We start from the raw sequence: 17,203 nt of genomic DNA, 5'->3' as shown, positions 1-17,203 counted from the left end.
CCGCCTTCACGAAAGAGGAACCATGACCGATCGTTCCTACGGCCTCCACGACGTGTCCCATTCCTACGGTGCCACGCGTGTGTTGAACGATGTCTCGATCACGTTGCGATCTGGAAAGGTCTGCGGGCTCATCGGTCAGAACGGAGCAGGCAAGAGCACGATCGTGAAGCTGCTCAGCGGAGCGATCAGCCCGACCGTCGGCTCAGTCCAGGTCGACGGGGTGAATGCGACACTGCGATCGCCGGCTGACGCGAAATCGCACGGCGTTCTCACCATTCATCAAGAGTCCCAGTTGTTCCAGGATCTCGATGTAGCAACCAACATCTTCGGCGTCGCGCAGCAGCGTCTTCCCAAGAGATTCGGCCTGATCGATCGCCACCGCATCCGCAGCCACGCCACCGACCTACTGAACTCTCTAGGCGTCGACGTTGAGGTCGACCGCCCAGTCAGCACACTGCCGCTTGCGGAGCAGCGACTGGTCGAACTGGCGGCGGCGATGGCGACTCGGCCTGCCTTCCTGCTGCTCGACGAGGTCACGGCCAGCCTCGAATCGGCGGCATCTCGCGTCGTCCTTGACTTCGCGAGAAGGCTCGCGGCGCAGGGCACCGGAATTGCCATCATTAGCCACCGGCTCGCGGAGGTTCAGGAGTACTGCGACGAGGTCACCGTCGTGCGTGAGGGCGCGCTTGTCGGATCGCTGACGAAGCCCATCAGCCAGGTCGAGATGGTCGACCTGATGCTCGGTCCGCAAGGACTTGCCGAGCATGACCTTCGCAAGACCGCCAATCCTGATGTCCAGTCGAACGAAGTCATGCTGGACGTCCAGACCCTCGAACTTCCACTACTCGGGAAGACCATCAACTTCGGACTCCACCGATGCGAGATCCTCGGAATGACCGGGGTGTTGGGCTCTGGGGCGACCGATGCGGTACGGGTCATTGGAGGCGCGCTGGCGGGGGACTGCGTGGCGACACTTAACGGCAAGCCGTTCAGGACCGGAACACCTCTCCTGGCGAAGAGGAGCGGCGTCGCGTTCCTCTCGGGGGACCGTCGTCGCGAAGGAATTGCACCTGACATGAGCATCGCCGACAACATGGCGCTCTCGAGTCTACAAAAGCTCGGGCGTTTCGGCCGGGTCAGCCGGTCGGCGGTGAGGAAGCTCTGCGACTCGTACAAGGTGACTCTAAGCATCCGGATGGGTGCGCCGGCAGATCGGATCACGACCCTTTCCGGGGGCAACCAGCAGAAGGTCCTGATCGCTCGCGTCCTCGCCTCCGGTCCGAGCATCATCGCGGTGGACGAGCCGACCCAAGGTGTGGACATCGGAGCCCGCATGCAGATTCACCTGCTCCTGCGCGAGTTCGCGGACCGCGGAGGAGCCGTCCTGGTTTTCTCCTCGGACCCCGAGGAGCTGACGAACCTTTGTGACCGAGTGCTGGTCCTCGAAGACGGAGAAGTCGTCGACAGCTTGACCGGTCCTGAACTCACTCCCAACAAGATCGCGCTGGCCGGGGTCAGTCAGGCGCAGCAGCCGCCCAACTTCCTAGCCCTCGACGTAGCCGGCGCCCACAATTCTCAAGGAGGTCGACCGTGACTGCAGTTGCGCACGTCGTCGAGCAAACCAAGACAAGCAGCAAGCCCGCCAGCTTTTGGGTTGACGCCCTGTTCGTGCCTGGGGTGATCCTGGCGCTGATCGTCTACCTCAGCAGCGTCTCGGACTTCTTCCTAAGCTCCGGCAACCTCAACAACCTGCTGAACCAGATGGTCCTATTGATGCTGGTCGCCACAGGCGCCACCTTCGTCATTCTCGCTCGCGAGCTGGACCTGTCTATCGGAGCCGGAGTCGCACTCACGAGCGTGCTGTCCGCAAGCACGATGGCGGCCACCGGAAGTGTGATCGCGGGCTTGCTTGCGGGGCTCGCTTGCGGGCTGACGTTGGGGCTTATCAACGGCCTCCTAGTAACGAAGCTCGAAGTGCCCGCCTTTGTCGCGACCCTCGGGATGGCGGTCATTCTTCGCGGCGTGGCGCTCTCTCGGACCGACGGCGGCATCGTCACGGGTCTGCCAAGCGGGTTCACCACCCTGGCCACCGGCGAGTTCCTCGGGCTGTCGGCCATCACCTGGCTCATGATCATCACGGTGGGATCGCTGGTCTACGTGCAGCGACAGACGAGCTTCGGCTATCGCGTCCTTGCCGTTGGTGGAAACCCTGAGGCGGCGCGGCTTGCCGGCATCTCGGTCACGCGAATCAAGATCTTGTGCTTCATGATCTCCGGCCTCACCATCGCCCTTGGTGGTCTCGCGCTCATGACGCGTACGCAGTCCGGGCAGCCCAACGGGGCAGCGGCACTGGAGCTCTACGCGGTCGCCGCCATCGTCATGGGCGGCACGAGCCTGTTCGGCGGACGCGGCTCCGTCACTCGCACCATTTCGGGTGTGCTGCTGATCGTCATTCTGCAGAATGGTCTCGACCTGTACGGAGTGGGGTACGACCAGCAGCAGATCGTCATCGGACTCGTGTTCATCGGCGCTGCTACGGTCGACTTCGTTCGTCGCAAGCTGGATAGCAGAGCCGCCCGACGTCGCGTTCGTAGCACCCTGAAGCAGGCCCGGTCGGCCAAGAGAGTGGCAAAGTGACTTCCTTCGAATTGACCGCGTCAAGGGTTAGCGTCGCGGATGAGATTGCTTCTCTCCTGCGTCAACGGATCATGATGGGTGAACTCCGGCCTGGCACGCTGTTGCGCCAGGACGAGCTTGCGTCGCAGTTCGGTGCGAGCCGGACGCCTCTTCGTGAGGCATTGCAACGGCTAGCGCAGGACGGCTTGGTGCGCATGGATCGACGGGGTGCAACCGTCGTGTCGATCTCGCTGGACGATCTAGTTGAGCTCTACGACATGCGCGCGGTCTTGGAGGCCATGGTCGCGCGCCACGTGGCGTCGCGAATCACGGACTCACAGCTCGATGAGCTGTCTGCCATCCTCGAGGCGCTCGACAAGAGTGACGGGGAGCGCTGGATCGAGCTCAACCGGACGTTTCACAACCGGACTTACGAGATCAGCGGCAGGCCGCAGTGGATCGAGATGATCCGATCCCTGGGGCTCCGCGCCGACGTCTACATCAGCCTGGTGGGTGTCCCCGCGCGCCGGGAGTCAGCTGCGCTGGAGCATCAAGAGATCTTGTCGGCCCTGCGAGCTCGCGACTCCGAGCGTGCTGGCCAGGCAGTCGCCGCACATCTGCAGACAACCGTGCTCACGGCCAGCGGACTCGCGGACAACGCTCAAGCGCACCACTGACCTGGTTAGGACTGCCTGGCAGGACCCATTGACGCATGGGGCTGCGCCGGCATTCGCCCGTTCAAAGGACCGTGAAGTCGCGGTCAGCAACCAGTCTTTCGCCCGGTGTCCTTTCTTAGCGCTGTCTACCCCATCGCGATTCGTTTTGGCGGCCGGTAGACAACCTCGATCGACGCTCGTCAGTTGAGACGGCAAGCGCTCGTCGCTAGTCAAGGCAAGAGAGCGGGCCTATGCTCGCGAAAAGAGTATCCCTTCAGAGCGGAGAGCGTGTGACAGGGGAAGGCGATGGCCCCCGGCGGTCCGTGCTGGTGCAGCAGGTACTGAAACAGCTTCAGGAGCCCATCGAACGTGGGGAGTGGCCCGTCGGCTCGAAGCTGCCACCCGAGGCCGACCTCTTGGTGCGGTTTGGGGTCAGCCGCGTCACGCTGCGTCAAGCCGTCCAGTCTCTGGTTCACGTCGGCATGCTCGAGACGATCCAAGGGAGCGGCACCTACGTGCGCGCAACTCACGAGCTGGATGCCGTTCTGCACCGCTTCCTCAGCGATGCCGATTTGCGGTACGTACTAGAAGCTCGACTCGCCATCGAGTCCCAGGCGGCTGAGATTGCTGCAGTGCGCGCTTCGCAAGATGACATCGCAATGATGGAGTCCCTGCTGGGTGACTCGCGAATCGCGGCGGAGCGTGGCGACTTCGATCTGCTCATCCAGCTATCGGCCCGTTTTCATCTAGCGGTGATCCTAGCTGCTCACAACCCTGTCATCGCTCATCTGTACCGTGGCATGGAAGTTGGCACCCAGCAATCCATTCGAGAAGGCTCTTCCCACCAGCCTCTGGTGAAATTCGTCGATGAGCACGATGAGCTGCTGCGGGCGATTAGGTTAAGGGATCCCGCTGCCGCACTTCGGCACGCAAGGGGTCACCTAGAAGCGGTCCTTGATGTTCACTCCGCGGGGCCAAGCCGCACGCCCAATGGCCGGACCCGAAGCAGCTGAGTGTCTTTTCGTCGCCCTGCCAACTCGGGCCGGTGCCCACATGCTCAACCAGGTCGCGGCGACTGCCGCACCCTGCGGCGCTGATGCAAGCAGCGTGTCGCTCGCGTTGATGAGCACTGGGTCGCCGGCGCAGATGGGCTCACCGCGCGCTCGGCGTCGAGCACGACACTGTAGAGCGTATTAAGAGCCGCTCATCCCACGCGCGTTCGTCGACGATCCGACCGACCTACGGACTTGCGCCTCCTGCAAACGAGGCCGGGTAAACCCTGTTTGCGCCTCAGCCGAAGATGGTGCGGCGAACGGACTCGAGGTGCTCTTGCATTGCAAGTTCGGCAGCCGGCGCGTCTCGGTCCTGCAATGCCGCGACGATTCGGTGGTGCTCTTCGCGGTAGGCCTGGCAGCGAGTTGCATCGAACGTGCGCCGCTTCAGGCTGCCCCATGTCGGGTCGTGCCGCGACGAATTCATGATGTCGATCATGGCGGTGATCACGCCATTGTGAGTGGCTAGAGCAATGCTGCGATGCAGGGCGAGGTCCCAGGCTTCGAACTCCTCGTGCAAGTCTGCGCCATCACCTCCATCCAGGCACCGCTGCATCTCGGCGAAGTCCGCGGAGGTCGCGTTCAGCGCTGCCATGGACGCAATTCTGGGCTCGATCAAGACGCGTGCGGCCATGAACTCAGTCGGACTAGAGGCGTTGCCCTGAGCGTCGATCGGTTCCGTCCGACGCGGAGCGAGGAACGTGCCGCGCCCAACGTGGCGCAACACGCGGCCGTCGATCTCGAGCTGTGACAGCGCCCGCCGAATGTCGGTTCGACTGCAGTCCAGGCTCTGCTCGAGCGCACGTTCAGTGGGAAGTCGATCGCCCGGCTGCAGTGCCTGCGACGTGATGAGGTGCTCGAGGTGCTCGAGCACCAGGCGGGAACCTCGCGTATCGGCCAGACCCTGCGTCACTGTTTCTCCTTCGTCGCGGCGACTGGAGTCTACCAATCGTGGTCAATCGCGACCGATCAAGCGTCTTAACCACTTGTGCCGCGTCATCAATCGGACGAATTGGTCAATTCGGTGGCAAGAAGGTCTTGCTGTAGTGATCGAACTCACCTAGGGTTCAACCAATCCAGTTCATTCCGGCCCAAAGAGGCCAATGGAGTCGACTTGATCAGGCGTCGCCTGGCGTGGACGTGAGCCGGCAGGAATCGGTCACGGTCCTCGGTGACGGCGTCTCCGAGGGAACTCGCAGAACCACCTCGGCAGCGGCGCCCGTACACCACATCAGCATCACACCTCCTAGAAGCCGGAGCATCAAATGCGCACGACGTTCCCGCGGTTGTCGGCCCTCGCAGTCATCGCCGCCCTCAGCCTCACTGCTTGCAGTGACTCTTCCGACGGCACCGCAACGGATGGCAACTCGGCCGGTGCGGGCACGACTGGGGAAGCGGCGGCGGCCATCCCCGACAACGCCTCGATCATCGAATCTGTCGAGAAGGACGAGGCTCTCGCTGCCAAGGTGCCCGCCGAGATTGCCGAGGACGGCGAGCTCAATGTCGGAACGTACCTGTACTTCCCGCCGAGCATGTTCCTGGATCAGGACGGCGAGACCGTGATCGGCAATGACAACGACATCCTGCAGGCCATCGGCAAGAAGCTCGGCCTTGAGATCGGCTACCAGAACATGGACTTTGCAGCCCTCATCACGAGCCTGCAGAGCGGCCGGGTCGAGGCGACGATGGCCGCGATGAACGACAACGCGGAGCGCCAGGAAGCGATCGACTTTGTCGACTACTTGATGTCGGGGATCGCCCTGGTCATCCAGAAGGGCAATCCGGCCGGCATCGAGGGCCCTGATGACCTGTGCGGAAAGACGGTTGCCACCACCACCGGCACCATCAACCAGCAGTGGGCTGAGGCACAGAGCGAGCAGTGTGTCGCCGATGGTGAGGACGCCATCGAGACCTTCGTCACCGACAGCGACACCACGAACCAGAACCAGCTTCGGACTGGGCGCATCGACGTCTTGCTGCAGGACCTGCCCACGGCCATCTACCTCGAGAGGACGATCGACGACGGCGAAGCGTTCGAGGTCGTCGACATCCCGGTCATCGAGGGAGCGCCCTACGGGATCGGAGTCAACAAGGAGAACCCGGAGCTGCGCGACGTGATCGCCGAGGCCCTGAACGCCCTCATCGCTGATGGGACCTACGAGCAGATCCTGGACGCTTGGGGCACCGAGCACGGCGCGATCGAGGAAGCAACCGTAAACGGTGGTTCCTGACATGACCATCACAACGTCGCAGACGCACGATGAGCGGACCCTGCTCCCTCAGGTGAGGCTCAAGCACTGGGGACGTTGGGTTGTCGCTGCACTCATCATCGCTCTGGTGCTGGTGCTGGTGTGGAGCGCCGCGGGCGGCAACATCGACTATGCGGCCATCCCCGGGTATCTCGTGCACCCGGTCGTGCTGGAAGGTCTCGTCAACACGATCGTCTTGGCGCTGACCTCCATGGCGGCGGCCATCGTCGTCGGCGTGGTCATAGCGCTAATGCGGGTCTCGAACAATCCCGTCGCCAGTGTCTTTGCGGTGTTCTACGTCTGGTTGTTCCGAGGACTCCCGTTGCTGGTGCAGATCCTGCTCTGGTACAACCTCGCGCTGGTCTTCCCGCAAATCGTCATCGGCGTCCCGGGGACCGACCTCAGCATCTTCGAGTCCAACACGAACGATGTCATGACGGCGTTCTTCGCCGCTTTCCTGGGCCTTGCGCTCAGCCAAGGCGGTTACATGGCTGAGATCGTGAGGGCCGGACTCAAGAGTGTGGACTCGGGGCAGATCGAGGCGGCTCAGTCGATCGGCCAGACTCCAATGCAACGCACTTTTCGTATCGTGCTACCGCAGGCCATGCCAGTCATCATTCCTCCGACAGGCAACAACTTCATCGACCTGCTCAAGAGCACGTCGCTGGCGTCAGTCATCGGCTTCCTGGAACTCGTCAAGGCCTCGAACAACATCTCGTCCTTCAACCTGCAGGTCATGGAGACGCTCATCGCGGCGGCCATTTGGTACATGGTGCTCGTCACCGTGGCCAGCATTGGTCAGCGGTTCCTGGAGCGGGCGTTCGACAAGCGAGGTCGCAAGCAGGGGATGCCGGCGCGACTGACGACCGGCCGCAGCCTCTCGTCGAGCATCTTCTCGGCACCGTTCATGAGAACCAAGCGATGACAATCCTCAGGAGAAAGTCATGACGGCAAACGACGTTCAACTTGCTGAGGCACCGGTTCTCGAAGCGGTGCGTGTCAACAAGTCCTATGGGCACCACCAGGTTCTGAAGGACGTCTCACTTGAGGTGCACCCCGGCGAGGTGGTGTGTCTTATCGGGCCATCGGGAGCTGGCAAGTCGACCTTCTTGCGCACGCTGAACAGGTTGGAAGCACCTGATTCCGGGGAGATCTGGGTCGGGGGTGACCCGATCGGGTTCCGCCTAGACAACGGCAAGCTGCATGAGCTGCCGGAGCGTCACCTGTCGGCCCAGCGGGCACGCACGGCGATGGTGTTCCAGCACTTCAACCTGTTTCCGCACTTCACTGCGCTCCAGAACGTGATGGAAGGACCCGTGCGGGTCCAGAAGCGCAAGGCGGCTGTCGTGCGCGAGGAGGCTGTGGCACTGCTCAACCGTGTCGGCCTCGGGGACAAGGTCGACTACTACCCGTCCCAATTGTCCGGAGGGCAGCGTCAGCGCGTCGCCATCGCCCGAGCGGTCGCAATGAAGCCTCTGTTCCTGCTCTTCGACGAGCCGACCTCGGCCCTCGACCCGGAACTGGTGGGGGAGGTCCTCGACGTGATGACCGCCCTTGCCAAGGACGGGCGAACGATGCTGGTTGTCACGCATGAGATGGGATTTGCCCGACGCGTAGCTGATCGGATCGTGTTCATGGCGGACGGCATCGTTGTCGAAGACGGCACGCCGGGCGAGGTGTTGGACCACCCGAAGGAAGCTCGTACACAGCAGTTCCTGAGGCGAGTCCTCGCATGACGCCGATCGGAAATCCGCTCGAGGCGCTCTCGCTGGACGAGCTCAGGACGAGGACCAGCTGGAAGTGGACAACCTACCCCAACGATGTACTACCCCTGTGGGTCGCCGAAATGGATGTCCCACTCGCTCCACCAATTGCCGAGTCGCTGTACCGCGCCATCGCCAACGGTGATACGGGCTATGTGAGTGGCACTGAACTCGTGGAGGCATTTCAGGGCTTCGCTTCCCGTCGGTGGGGCTGGGACACAGTGTCGGCCGACCGCACCCTGGTGGTCGTTGATGTGATGAACGGCTTCGTTCAGCTCTTGGATGCGATTACCGAGCCGGGCGACCCAGTTATCGTCAATCCTCCGGTATACACGCCCTTCTACTCCTACACCGAGCATCATGGTCGTCGCATCGTTGAAGCCCCCCTGGGTGAGGATTGCCGCATCGACCTCGAGGCGCTCGACAGAGCGTTTGCCGCGGCGCGTGCGAGCTCACCTCGGGCCGTCTATCTGTTGGCGAATCCGCACAATCCAACTGGCGTCGTGCACACCGTCGCGGAGCTGACGAGCGTCCTAGAGCTCGCCGCGACGCACGGCGTGACTGTGGTGTCCAACGAGATTCACGCGCCCATTGTCTACTCGGATGCGCAGTTCACCCCGCTCCTCAGCCTTCCAGGCGCCGAGCGCGCGTTCTCGCTGACGTCCGCCTCCAAGGCATGGAACCTAGCCGGCGCCAAAGCGGCGGTCCTGGTCGGAGGATCCGACACGGCAGATGACCTGGCGGCCATCCCGGCATGGACGTCTCGTATCGCAAGCCACTTGGGCGTGATCGCCCAGACCGCCGCATACAACGAAGGCGACGAGTGGCTCGACGCACTTCTCTCAGGGCTGGAGCGCAACAGGAATTTGCTAGGCGAACTCCTGACCGAGCACCTGCCCGAAGTCGGATACCTGCGCCCGCAAGGCACCTACATGGCCTGGCTCGACTGCCGCAACGTCATCACCTCCGACCGAGATGAAGGTGCAACCGCTGGCAGCTTCGGCGCCATGGCCGGAGCGGCGAAGCTCTTCTACGACGACGGCAAGGTCGCCGTGACGTCTGGCCATGTCTTCGGCCCCGGCGGCACCGGGCGGGTTCGGATCAACTTCGGAACCAGTAGCTCCATCCTCACGACCGCACTCAGGCAGATGGGCGACGCCGCCCGTTCCGCCGCCCTCTCGTAGGACGTTCCCGCCAGCGGCAACGCTCCTCTACTCGATCACATGCGGGACCGGTCGCACTCACACTGAACTAGCCCATAGGGCTGAAGGGACGAAGATCATGAAGATCGCGCGCTACCTCTCAAACGGAGCAGACCGCGTTGGCGTCGTCGAAGGCGACGTCGTCCGGGAGATTCACTGGTCGCTGCGCGACCTGCTGGTGCTCGCCGCCACCGGCGGCGCCACCGAGAACCTGCCTTACACAGGCCATGAGGCAACCGTCGACGAGGTGACCTTCTTGCCGCCGGCGGTTGGCGGGGGCCGCGTGTTCTGCGCTGGCATCAACTACGTCGAGCACCAGCGTGAGTCCGCTGACGTATTCGTAGCCGAGGTGCCGCAGGAGCCGATCCTGTTCCTCAAGGACAGCAGCACCCTCGCCGGGGCCGGCGCAGTTCTTCACCTGCCTAAGGAGGTCTCCGAGCAGTTCGATTGGGAGGCCGAGCTGGGGGTTGTGATCGGCGCGCCTGTCCGGAACGTGTCAGCCGAGGCTGCGCTCCACGCCGTCGCCGGGTTCACCGTCGTGAACGACATCACCGCTCGTGATCTCCAGACCAAGCACGTCCAGTGGACGCTCGGGAAGAACAGTGTCGCAGCCACGCCGATCGGACCGTGGATCGTGACTAAGGACGAGTTGGGCGCCGAGCCCGAGCTCGAGATCTCGCTGCGCGTCAACGAGCAGGTTAAGCAGACCGGGAACACCCGCGACATGATCTTCAATGTGGCTCGTCTCATCTCGACGATTTCGGCTGTCATGCCGCTGATGCCTGGCGACGTCATCGCCACCGGTACGCCCAGTGGAGTCGGGTTCAAGCGAAACCCGCCCGAGTTCCTGCACGACGGAGACGTCGTCGAGACCCGAATCGAAGGGATCGGAGCGCTCATCAACCCGGTGCACACCGGCTTGATCTCACGCGCGGCTGCCAGCTGAGCGCCACCAGCCGCATACATCAACCAAGCGAGAGCGGAGAACATCACATGTCCGTCACCTATCACCCGGTTGTCCCCACCCTTGCCAAGTTCGGCGACTACTCGCCGATCTCAGAGGCCGGCCCTGGCGAGCTGGTTGTCGTCGCCGGCCAGTTCGGCACGGACAACACTGGTGCTTGGCCGAACTCTGACTCGGCTGAGGACCAGGTGCGGGGGGCATTCGCGAACGTCGGCAATGCTCTTGCCGCAGTAGGACTCGACTTCAGCCATGTTGTGAAGTTCCAGACGTTCCTCGTCGGACGCGACACCATCCCGCCGTTCATGGCGACGCGCAAGGAGGTCTTCGCTGAGATCTACCCCGAAGGCGTCTACCCGCCGAACACTCTGCTCATCGTCGCCGGGCTTGTCGAGGAGCGTTTCCGCGTGGAGATCGAGGCACTCGCGGTGCGCCCTGCTGGGGACTGAACGGTGGCCTACTTCCAGCAGGGTCGCGACATCACGATTAGCTACCCGATCACGGTCGATGGCCTCACCACCAGGGTCGTGGAAGCCGGTGCTGGACAAGATGTCCTGCTGTGCCTGCACGGCGTCGGCTCGCGGGCGGACCGGTTCACCCCGGTCATGCCGGGGCTAGTTGAGGCAGGATTCCGGGTCCTTGCGATGGACTTTCCTGGGCATGGTCTGGCCGATAAGCCCGAAGACTATGGCTACCGCCCGCGCGACTTCGCCGGGTTCGTTGCCGGCGTTCTGGATGAGCTCGACCTTCAGGGCGTCACCATTCTCGGCACATCGCTGGGCGGTCAGGTGGCTGCGATGGTGGCATGTGACCGCCCTGAGCTCGTATCGAGCCTCGTCCTCATCGGAACGATGGGCATCGTCCCGATGGACGAAGCTGCCATGGTTGGTCCGGAGAAGGTTTCGGACGGCAGTCCTGAGGCCGTAGCGGCGAAGTTGAAAATGGTTGTCTCCTCTCCTGACCAGGTCGTGGACGCTTGGATCCGAGAAGAGTCCCAGATCAACTCGTCCTCGGGTGCTCGGCAGGCACTCCACAAAGCTGCGACGGCACTAAACGAGGACTCCGTCAATGACCTGCAGGTCGACCGACTGAAGGAACGGCCGGAGCTCTCCATCCTGCTGGTGTGGGGCGAGAGCGACCGGTGGACGCCACTGTCGATGGGCTATCGCTCGCGTGATGCGCTTCCACAGGCCGAATTGCGTGTGATGAACAAGTGTGGTCATGCGCCCTACTTTGAGAACCCCACCCGTTTCGTCGAGATCGTCGCGGAGTTCATCTCCGGCGAAGTGACTCGCGGCGTACCGGCCGCAACCAGCTCACGAGGAGATTGACATGACTGACAAGTACTTGCTGATCGAGAACGGAACCGTAGTCGACGGTGATCTCAATCCCCCGATGGAGGGTTGCGACGTTCTCGTGAAGAACGCCCGCATCATCAAGCTCGGCAAGGTTGACGTCGATGAGGACGTGCCCCGAGGCGCCGATCTCACACGCATCGACGCGCGCGGCAAGACCGTGATGCCTGGGCTGATCGATATCCACTGCCACATGACCTACGGCCTGGCGCGGACCGAAGAAGAGATCAGCATGTACACGCCTCCGGAACTGCGGACGCTGATCGCGGCGGCGAATGTTGAGAAGGTTCTCGCGGCTGGTGTCACCAGCATGTCCCAGCCGGGCGGTAGCTACTTCATCGGTGTTGGTCTGCGTGAGGGAATTCGCCGCGGACTCATTCACGGACCGCGGATGACGACCGCTGGTCGCTACCTGACGACTAGCAACGGTCTTACGGATTGGTTCCCGGACTCGACGGGGGTACCGGACGCCAGCACTGGGCGGTTGACCAACACCAAGGACGCCATGATCGATGAGATTCGGCGGCAGAAGAAGGGTGGGGTCGACCTCATCAAACTGGCGGATTCGCCTTTCGGCGACTTCCAGGCTTTCACCGACGACGAGCTCAAGATGTGCGCGGACTTGGCCCACCAGCTCGGGCTGAAGATCACGATCCACGCGCGCGGCGATGGTGAGATGAATGCCGCGGTCAACGCAGGCTTCGACCACATCATGCACGGGAATCACATGTCGGACGCCACGATCGAAAACCTCGCAAAGAGCCAGATTCCGCTCGCTCCTACTCAGCTTCTCATGCACCACGTCGTCGAGTTCGCGGAGGAGTCTCGCGCGCGTCACGGCATCGTCGAAGCGACCAAGCGGATGAACGAGGCCACGATGAGCTCGTTGCACCGTGCATACGACGCCGGCGTGAAGTTCGCGATGGGAACTGATAGCGGTTTCGCCTTGGTTCCCTACGGACAGTGGCATGCGCGCGAGCTTGAGATGCTCATGATGTACACGGGTATGTCCTCGCTCGAAGCGATCCAAGCTGGCACCAAGCATGGTGCAAACGCTATGGGTCTTCCGAACGATGTGGGCGTGCTGGCCGAAGGCAAGCTGGCAGACATCATCGTCGTCGACGGCGACCCGGTGAAGGACATTCGCGTGCTCTATCAGCCGGGCAAGGTAGAGACCGTGGTCCTCAACGGTGAGGTTCAGACGTTCCCCGACGACATCCGCAGTCGGTTCATTCGCAACGACTACCTGCCGCATGAGTATGGGTGGGAGCTCATCACCTACGAGCGTGTCTACGAAGGTGGCGAGATTCCTAAGACGCAGCTCGACTGGACCGGGGAGCAGAGAGCAGACACCCTCAACGACCTGCGCAAGTACGAGAAGCAGGGCATCGTGGGAGAACCAATCGGGGAGTGAAGGCCGCAGAATTCTTGTGGGTTCGGCGGTGCGAATCCGGCGCCCGTGTCCTCCTGATCACAGGTCTGGGAAAGAGTCGGGTCGAGCGCCACGAATCCACGGAGGGTCCGGGTGAGCGCAGACGTGAGCGCCGACGTGCGCTCACCCGGGTGATGACGCGCCCGCCCCAAGGGCGCCGTCTCGCCTCCGCGCCCACTCAGCCGCAAAACCGAGATCCGGTCACAGCAGGTGTCGCGACCGGCAATTGTCGACGGCATCGATCTCACGCCGGGTGGCGAGGAGACGATTGATCTGCCTGAACATCCACCTCACCACTAGTCGGGGCGCGAATCTGCAACCGACGAGCGGGAACCTCATCCGGGCCCAGTGGAATCAGACCGGCAAGGTCACGAAACCGTCCTCACCCCGAGGTCCAAAGCCGACGGAATAGGGAGCCCCGTGCTCGGGGTAACGACATGTGGACGAACCCGGGCTCCGAAGCGAGGAAGTCCTAGGCTCTTCTAGTGAAATCGGTCGTGCGCGAAGTGGACATCCGGGAGACGGCGCTGAGCGTCGACGAAGTCGTGTCAGCACTCGGCGACGACGCTTCGGGCGGCTTGACGCTGTTCGTCGGAAGGGTGCGTGACCACGACGGCGGCAAGGGCGTCGGCGGTCTCAACTATTCAGCACACCCGACCGCCCGGCTAAAGATGCGCGAGGTCTGCGAGCGAGTTGCGGACGACTATGACGTGCACGGCGTCGCTGCAGTACATCGAGTCGGCGCACTCGCCATCGGCGATATCGCCGTCATCGTGGCTACTACTGCCTCCCATCGCGACGAGGCGTTCGCCGCCAGTCGCGCGCTGATCGATACCCTCAAAGCCGAGGTACCGATCTGGAAGCACCAGTCGTTTGTTGACGGCAGCGACGAGTGGGTCGGGACTCCTTGAAGCCGGTCGCAACCGCCCCTCGAGGGTGTGAGCCACTCCTTGAGACAGCTCCGACCACGAGCGCTACGGCGATCAAACTTCCGTAGAATTTGGCGATGAGCACGGGCAAGCTGCGAGACAGGTATGGCCGGGTCGCGACCGACCTGCGGGTGTCGCTGACCGACCGCTGCAACCTGCGCTGCTCCTACTGCATGCCGGCCGAGGGCCTGGACTGGCTGCCCGACGACACCGTGCTGAGCGATGACGAGGTGGTCCGGCTGGTCCACATCGGCGTCGAGCTGCTCGGGATCCGGGAGGTCCGGTTCACCGGGGGTGAGCCGTTGGTACGCCGTGGTCTCGTGGACATCGTGCGGCGGACGAGCGCCCTGGGCGTCGAGACCTCGCTGACCACGAACGCGCTCGGCCTGGCTCGTACGGCGCACGCGCTCGCCGAGGCCGGCCTCGACCGGGTGAACGTGAGCCTGGACAGCATCCGCCGCGAGTCGTTCAAGGAGATCACCCGCCGCGACCGGCTGGCCGACGTGCTCGCCGGGTTGGCGGCCGCCCAGGAGGCGGGACTCGGCCCGGTGAAGGTGAACGCCGTCCTGATGCGCGGGATCAACGACGACCAGGCGCCGGAGCTGCTGCGCTGGGCGATCGGCGAGGGCTACGAGCTGCGGTTCATCGAGCAGATGCCGCTGGACGCCCAGCACCGCTGGAGCCGCGACGGCATGGTGACCGCCGACGAGATCTTCGCCCACCTCGAGCGCGAGTTCACGCTGTCGCCCGCGGCCGAGCCACGGGGGAGCGCCCCCGCCGAGCTGTTCCTCGTCGACGGCGGACCCGCCACCGTCGGCGTGATCGCCAGCGTCACCCGGCCGTTCTGCGGCGACTGCGACCGCGTCCGGCTGACCGCCGACGGCCAGATCCGCAACTGCCTGTTCGCCCGCGAGGAGTCCGACCTGCGCGCCGCGCTCCGCGCCGGCGCGACCGACGAGGAGATCGCCGAGCGCTGGGTGACCGCAATGGCCGGCAAGCGCGCCGGCCACGGCATCGACGACCCGACGTTCCTCCAGCCCGACCGCCCGATGTCCGCAATCGGGGGCTAACTGTCACCACGCTCCGTTCGGATTTACAGGGCGGCAGTCGTCTCCGCCTTCCTGGGCAAGGAGCCAAGTCAAGAGGCAAGCGACCAAAGTGCCGGCGCACACCAGGGTTGCCCACAGCAGCCAACCTGTAGCGCCCATAGGTCGTTCCGGTCCCTGGGCGTTCACAGTCGTCGGCATGCTGTCTGCGCGCGGACGGATCGCCGGCCGCGGGAACGGGTGTCCGTTCTGCGACTCGGAGCCGCATTCATCGAACTTGATGATGATCGAAGACTGGGAGCATGTCGGAGCGACGAGCACATCGCCGGCCGAGAGGCAAAGTCGATGCGAGGAGTTCGGCGCCCAAAGCCAGCGGCTGGAAGGTCGCTGTCGCTCGATCGCAAGATTCACGAACGGTGCCCCATTGGGGCCGCGGCTCAGAGTCGCGATTTCGGGGCACGGTTCATCGGCATGGCTTGCAGCACTCGCGGAGCCGGGCAGCAGAAGAACACACAGACCGATCGTGATCATCCACGCCAGACCTCGGATAGTCCGGTCTCGCTGTCGATGCTCGCGCAGCCCCATGTCGCCGCTACTTCAGCTGTCGGCCATCACTGGGCGCAAGGTCGGTCGCGACGTTGAGGCGATCAAGCGCTGCGAACTGTGGATGTGACCTGCCGTTAGGCTCAGCCTGTCCCCGCTGCCGCCCCACCGACTTGCGACGATTTCGGCGGCGATCGAGATTGCCGTCTCCTCAGGGGTGCGAGCGCCGAGGTCCAGCCCGATGGGGCTCGCCAGGCGACTGATCTGTTCGTCGCTGACTCCCGCTTCCCTAAGACGTGCTACTCGATCGTGATGAGTGCGGCGCGACCCCATGGCGCCGATGTACGCGACCTCGGGTATCCGAAGTGCGACCTCCAAAAGCGGCACGTCGAACTTGGGGTCGTGAGTGAGGACTGCGATCACCGTACGGGCGTCGATTCCGCCTGTTTCGACCACCTTCGCCAGGTAGCGGTGCGGCCAATCGGTGATGACCTCATCGGCATGGGGGAAACGGCTGTGTGTCGCAAAGATTGGGCGTGCGTCGCAAACCGTGACGTGGTAGCCGAGGAAGTTGCCGACGTGGGCCACTGCGGCCGCGAAGTCGATCGCGCCGAAGACGAGCATTCGGGGTTTCGGTGCGAAGGCCCAGACGAACACGCGCATTCCCTCGCCGCGCCGCTCGCCCTCGGGACCGTAGGTGAGCACGCTGTCAGTTCCGGTTGCGAGGAGCCCAAGTGCGTCGTCTCGAACTGCGGCGTTGACTCGATCTGAGCCGAGGCTGCCTTCTGACAGGCCAGCTTCGGGCGGGCGAACGACGAGACGCCGGCCGACGAGCGCTGGGTCTGGATGGTCGATGACCGTAGCCACCGCTACCGGTCGCCCTGCCTCGAGATCGCGCGCGACCTCCTCGAGGTTCGGAAATGTCTCTCGCGAGACCTTCTCGACATAGACATCGAGAATGCCGCCGCAAGTCAGACCGACCGCAAACGCGTCGTCGTCGCTGACCCCGTAGCGGGCTACTAGCGGCATGCCAGTCTGGACGACAGCTCCCGCGGACTCGTAGACCGCGCCTTCGACGCAACCGCCGGACACTGAGCCGACGGCAGTGCCGTCTGGACCAACGAGCATGCTCGCACCTGGAGGACGGGGTGCCGACCGAAATGTAGCGACTACGGTCGCCATTCCGACCTCACGGCCGGCGCGCCACCAATCGAGCAGCTGGGGAAGTACGTCGCGCATCGCCCACTCCTGAATGAGAATTGGCTGGGTCTGTCGCTTGCTGGTCTACCTTGGGGCCATGGCGGCGATGGTTGTCGAGGGGACGGGTAGTCCGAACCACCGCCACCACGGCGGCTAGTGAGCGGTGCTGCCTTAGATAGGGCGCCGCAGTCGTGTTCGT

At 63.6% G+C, this 17,203-nt stretch carries 16 protein-coding genes; 14 read left to right on the top strand and 2 right to left on the bottom strand.

Translation table 11 applies throughout. The annotated features are described in order from the left end of the window. Positions 1-22 precede the first annotated feature (22 nt). The 4 genes from PZ894_RS19905 to PZ894_RS19890 all read left to right on the top strand — a co-directional run bounded on the left by PZ894_RS19905 (position 23) and on the right by PZ894_RS19890 (position 4,285). Complete coding sequence (locus PZ894_RS19905) at positions 23-1,594, top strand: sugar ABC transporter ATP-binding protein (protein ID WP_275747489.1); 1,572 nt, start codon at positions 23-25, stop codon at positions 1,592-1,594. Beyond that, on the top strand, positions 1,591-2,637 hold the full coding sequence (locus PZ894_RS19900; RefSeq protein WP_275747487.1) for an ABC transporter permease: 1,047 nt from the start codon (positions 1,591-1,593) through the stop codon (positions 2,635-2,637). The genes PZ894_RS19905 and PZ894_RS19900 overlap by 4 nt, the downstream gene beginning before the upstream one ends. After that, the gene (locus PZ894_RS19895) at positions 2,634-3,293 is read left to right on the top strand and encodes a GntR family transcriptional regulator (protein ID WP_275747486.1); all 660 of its coding nucleotides are present in this window, start codon (positions 2,634-2,636) and stop codon (positions 3,291-3,293) included. The genes PZ894_RS19900 and PZ894_RS19895 overlap by 4 nt, the downstream gene beginning before the upstream one ends. A 308-nt stretch (positions 3,294-3,601) precedes the next feature. Then, positions 3,602-4,285: a FadR/GntR family transcriptional regulator gene (locus tag PZ894_RS19890; RefSeq protein ID WP_275747485.1), complete on the top strand. Its 684-nt coding sequence runs from the start codon at positions 3,602-3,604 to the stop codon at positions 4,283-4,285. A 277-nt stretch (positions 4,286-4,562) separates the two neighbouring features. Here PZ894_RS19890 and PZ894_RS19885 read toward each other — a convergent pair whose 3' ends face one another. Next, on the bottom strand, positions 4,563-5,237 hold the full coding sequence (locus tag PZ894_RS19885) for an FCD domain-containing protein (RefSeq protein WP_275747484.1): 675 nt from the start codon (positions 5,235-5,237) through the stop codon (positions 4,563-4,565). A gap of 352 nt (positions 5,238-5,589) precedes the next feature. On the opposite strand from PZ894_RS19885, the gene PZ894_RS19880 reads away from it, so the two are divergent. The 10 genes from PZ894_RS19880 to moaA all read left to right on the top strand — a co-directional run bounded on the left by PZ894_RS19880 (position 5,590) and on the right by moaA (position 15,285). Beyond that, positions 5,590-6,555, top strand: a complete 966-nt coding sequence (locus PZ894_RS19880) for an ABC transporter substrate-binding protein (protein WP_275747483.1) — start codon at positions 5,590-5,592, stop codon at positions 6,553-6,555. A gap of 1 nt (position 6,556) precedes the next feature. Beyond that, the gene (locus PZ894_RS19875; RefSeq protein WP_275747482.1) at positions 6,557-7,498 is read left to right on the top strand and encodes an amino acid ABC transporter permease; all 942 of its coding nucleotides are present in this window, start codon (positions 6,557-6,559) and stop codon (positions 7,496-7,498) included. Positions 7,499-7,517: 19 nt separating this feature from the next. Beyond that, positions 7,518-8,309, top strand: a complete 792-nt coding sequence (locus PZ894_RS19870; protein WP_275747481.1) for an amino acid ABC transporter ATP-binding protein — start codon at positions 7,518-7,520, stop codon at positions 8,307-8,309. Beyond that, a complete protein-coding gene (locus PZ894_RS19865) occupies positions 8,306-9,520 on the top strand; it encodes an aminotransferase class I/II-fold pyridoxal phosphate-dependent enzyme (RefSeq protein WP_275747480.1) in 1,215 nt (404 codons plus the stop codon). The genes PZ894_RS19870 and PZ894_RS19865 overlap by 4 nt, the downstream gene beginning before the upstream one ends. Before the next feature lie 97 nt (positions 9,521-9,617). After that, entirely contained in the window at positions 9,618-10,484 is an 867-nt protein-coding gene (locus PZ894_RS19860) for a fumarylacetoacetate hydrolase family protein (RefSeq protein ID WP_275747479.1), read from the top strand. Between the two features lie 47 nt (positions 10,485-10,531). After that, positions 10,532-10,948 carry a RidA family protein gene (locus PZ894_RS19855; protein ID WP_275747477.1) on the top strand — a complete coding sequence of 139 codons (417 nt, stop codon included), beginning with the start codon at positions 10,532-10,534 and terminating at the stop codon, positions 10,946-10,948. 3 nt (positions 10,949-10,951) lie between these two features. Then, complete coding sequence (locus PZ894_RS19850; protein ID WP_275747476.1) at positions 10,952-11,830, top strand: alpha/beta hydrolase; 879 nt, start codon at positions 10,952-10,954, stop codon at positions 11,828-11,830. A gap of 1 nt (position 11,831) precedes the next feature. Further along, positions 11,832-13,268: an amidohydrolase family protein gene (locus PZ894_RS19845; RefSeq protein WP_275747475.1), complete on the top strand. Its 1,437-nt coding sequence runs from the start codon at positions 11,832-11,834 to the stop codon at positions 13,266-13,268. A 503-nt stretch (positions 13,269-13,771) separates the two neighbouring features. Continuing rightward, positions 13,772-14,197: a molybdenum cofactor biosynthesis protein MoaE gene (locus PZ894_RS19840; RefSeq protein WP_275747473.1), complete on the top strand. Its 426-nt coding sequence runs from the start codon at positions 13,772-13,774 to the stop codon at positions 14,195-14,197. A gap of 95 nt (positions 14,198-14,292) precedes the next feature. Continuing rightward, positions 14,293-15,285 carry a GTP 3',8-cyclase MoaA gene (moaA, locus tag PZ894_RS19835; protein ID WP_275747471.1) on the top strand — a complete coding sequence of 331 codons (993 nt, stop codon included), beginning with the start codon at positions 14,293-14,295 and terminating at the stop codon, positions 15,283-15,285. 573 nt (positions 15,286-15,858) lie between these two features. Here moaA and PZ894_RS19830 read toward each other — a convergent pair. Then, the gene (locus tag PZ894_RS19830; RefSeq protein ID WP_275747469.1) at positions 15,859-17,043 is read right to left on the bottom strand and encodes an XdhC/CoxI family protein; all 1,185 of its coding nucleotides are present in this window, start codon (positions 17,041-17,043) and stop codon (positions 15,859-15,861) included. Positions 17,044-17,203 lie beyond the last annotated feature (160 nt).

This window comes from Nocardioides sp. YIM 152315, assembly GCF_029210375.1.
Taxonomy (GTDB): Bacteria; Actinomycetota; Actinomycetes; order Propionibacteriales; family Nocardioidaceae; genus Nocardioides.
This window is presented reverse-complemented; position numbering and strand designations above follow the sequence as displayed.

What these genes read in the sequence shown, in the direction of transcription:
- PZ894_RS19905 (WP_275747489.1), top strand. Translation starts at nt 23, where the DNA reads ATGACCGATCGTTCCTACGGCCTCCACGACGTGTCCCATTCCTACGGT.
- PZ894_RS19880 (WP_275747483.1), top strand. Translation starts at nt 5,590, where the DNA reads ATGCGCACGACGTTCCCGCGGTTGTCGGCCCTCGCAGTCATCGCCGCC.
- PZ894_RS19875 (WP_275747482.1), top strand. Translation starts at nt 6,557, where the DNA reads ATGACCATCACAACGTCGCAGACGCACGATGAGCGGACCCTGCTCCCT.
- PZ894_RS19870 (WP_275747481.1), top strand. Translation starts at nt 7,518, where the DNA reads ATGACGGCAAACGACGTTCAACTTGCTGAGGCACCGGTTCTCGAAGCG.
- PZ894_RS19865 (WP_275747480.1), top strand. Translation starts at nt 8,306, where the DNA reads ATGACGCCGATCGGAAATCCGCTCGAGGCGCTCTCGCTGGACGAGCTC.
- PZ894_RS19860 (WP_275747479.1), top strand. Translation starts at nt 9,618, where the DNA reads ATGAAGATCGCGCGCTACCTCTCAAACGGAGCAGACCGCGTTGGCGTC.
- PZ894_RS19855 (WP_275747477.1), top strand. Translation starts at nt 10,532, where the DNA reads ATGTCCGTCACCTATCACCCGGTTGTCCCCACCCTTGCCAAGTTCGGC.
- PZ894_RS19845 (WP_275747475.1), top strand. Translation starts at nt 11,832, where the DNA reads ATGACTGACAAGTACTTGCTGATCGAGAACGGAACCGTAGTCGACGGT.
- moaA (WP_275747471.1), top strand. Translation starts at nt 14,293, where the DNA reads ATGAGCACGGGCAAGCTGCGAGACAGGTATGGCCGGGTCGCGACCGAC.
- PZ894_RS19830 (WP_275747469.1), bottom strand. Translation starts at nt 17,043, where the DNA reads ATGCGCGACGTACTTCCCCAGCTGCTCGATTGGTGGCGCGCCGGCCGT.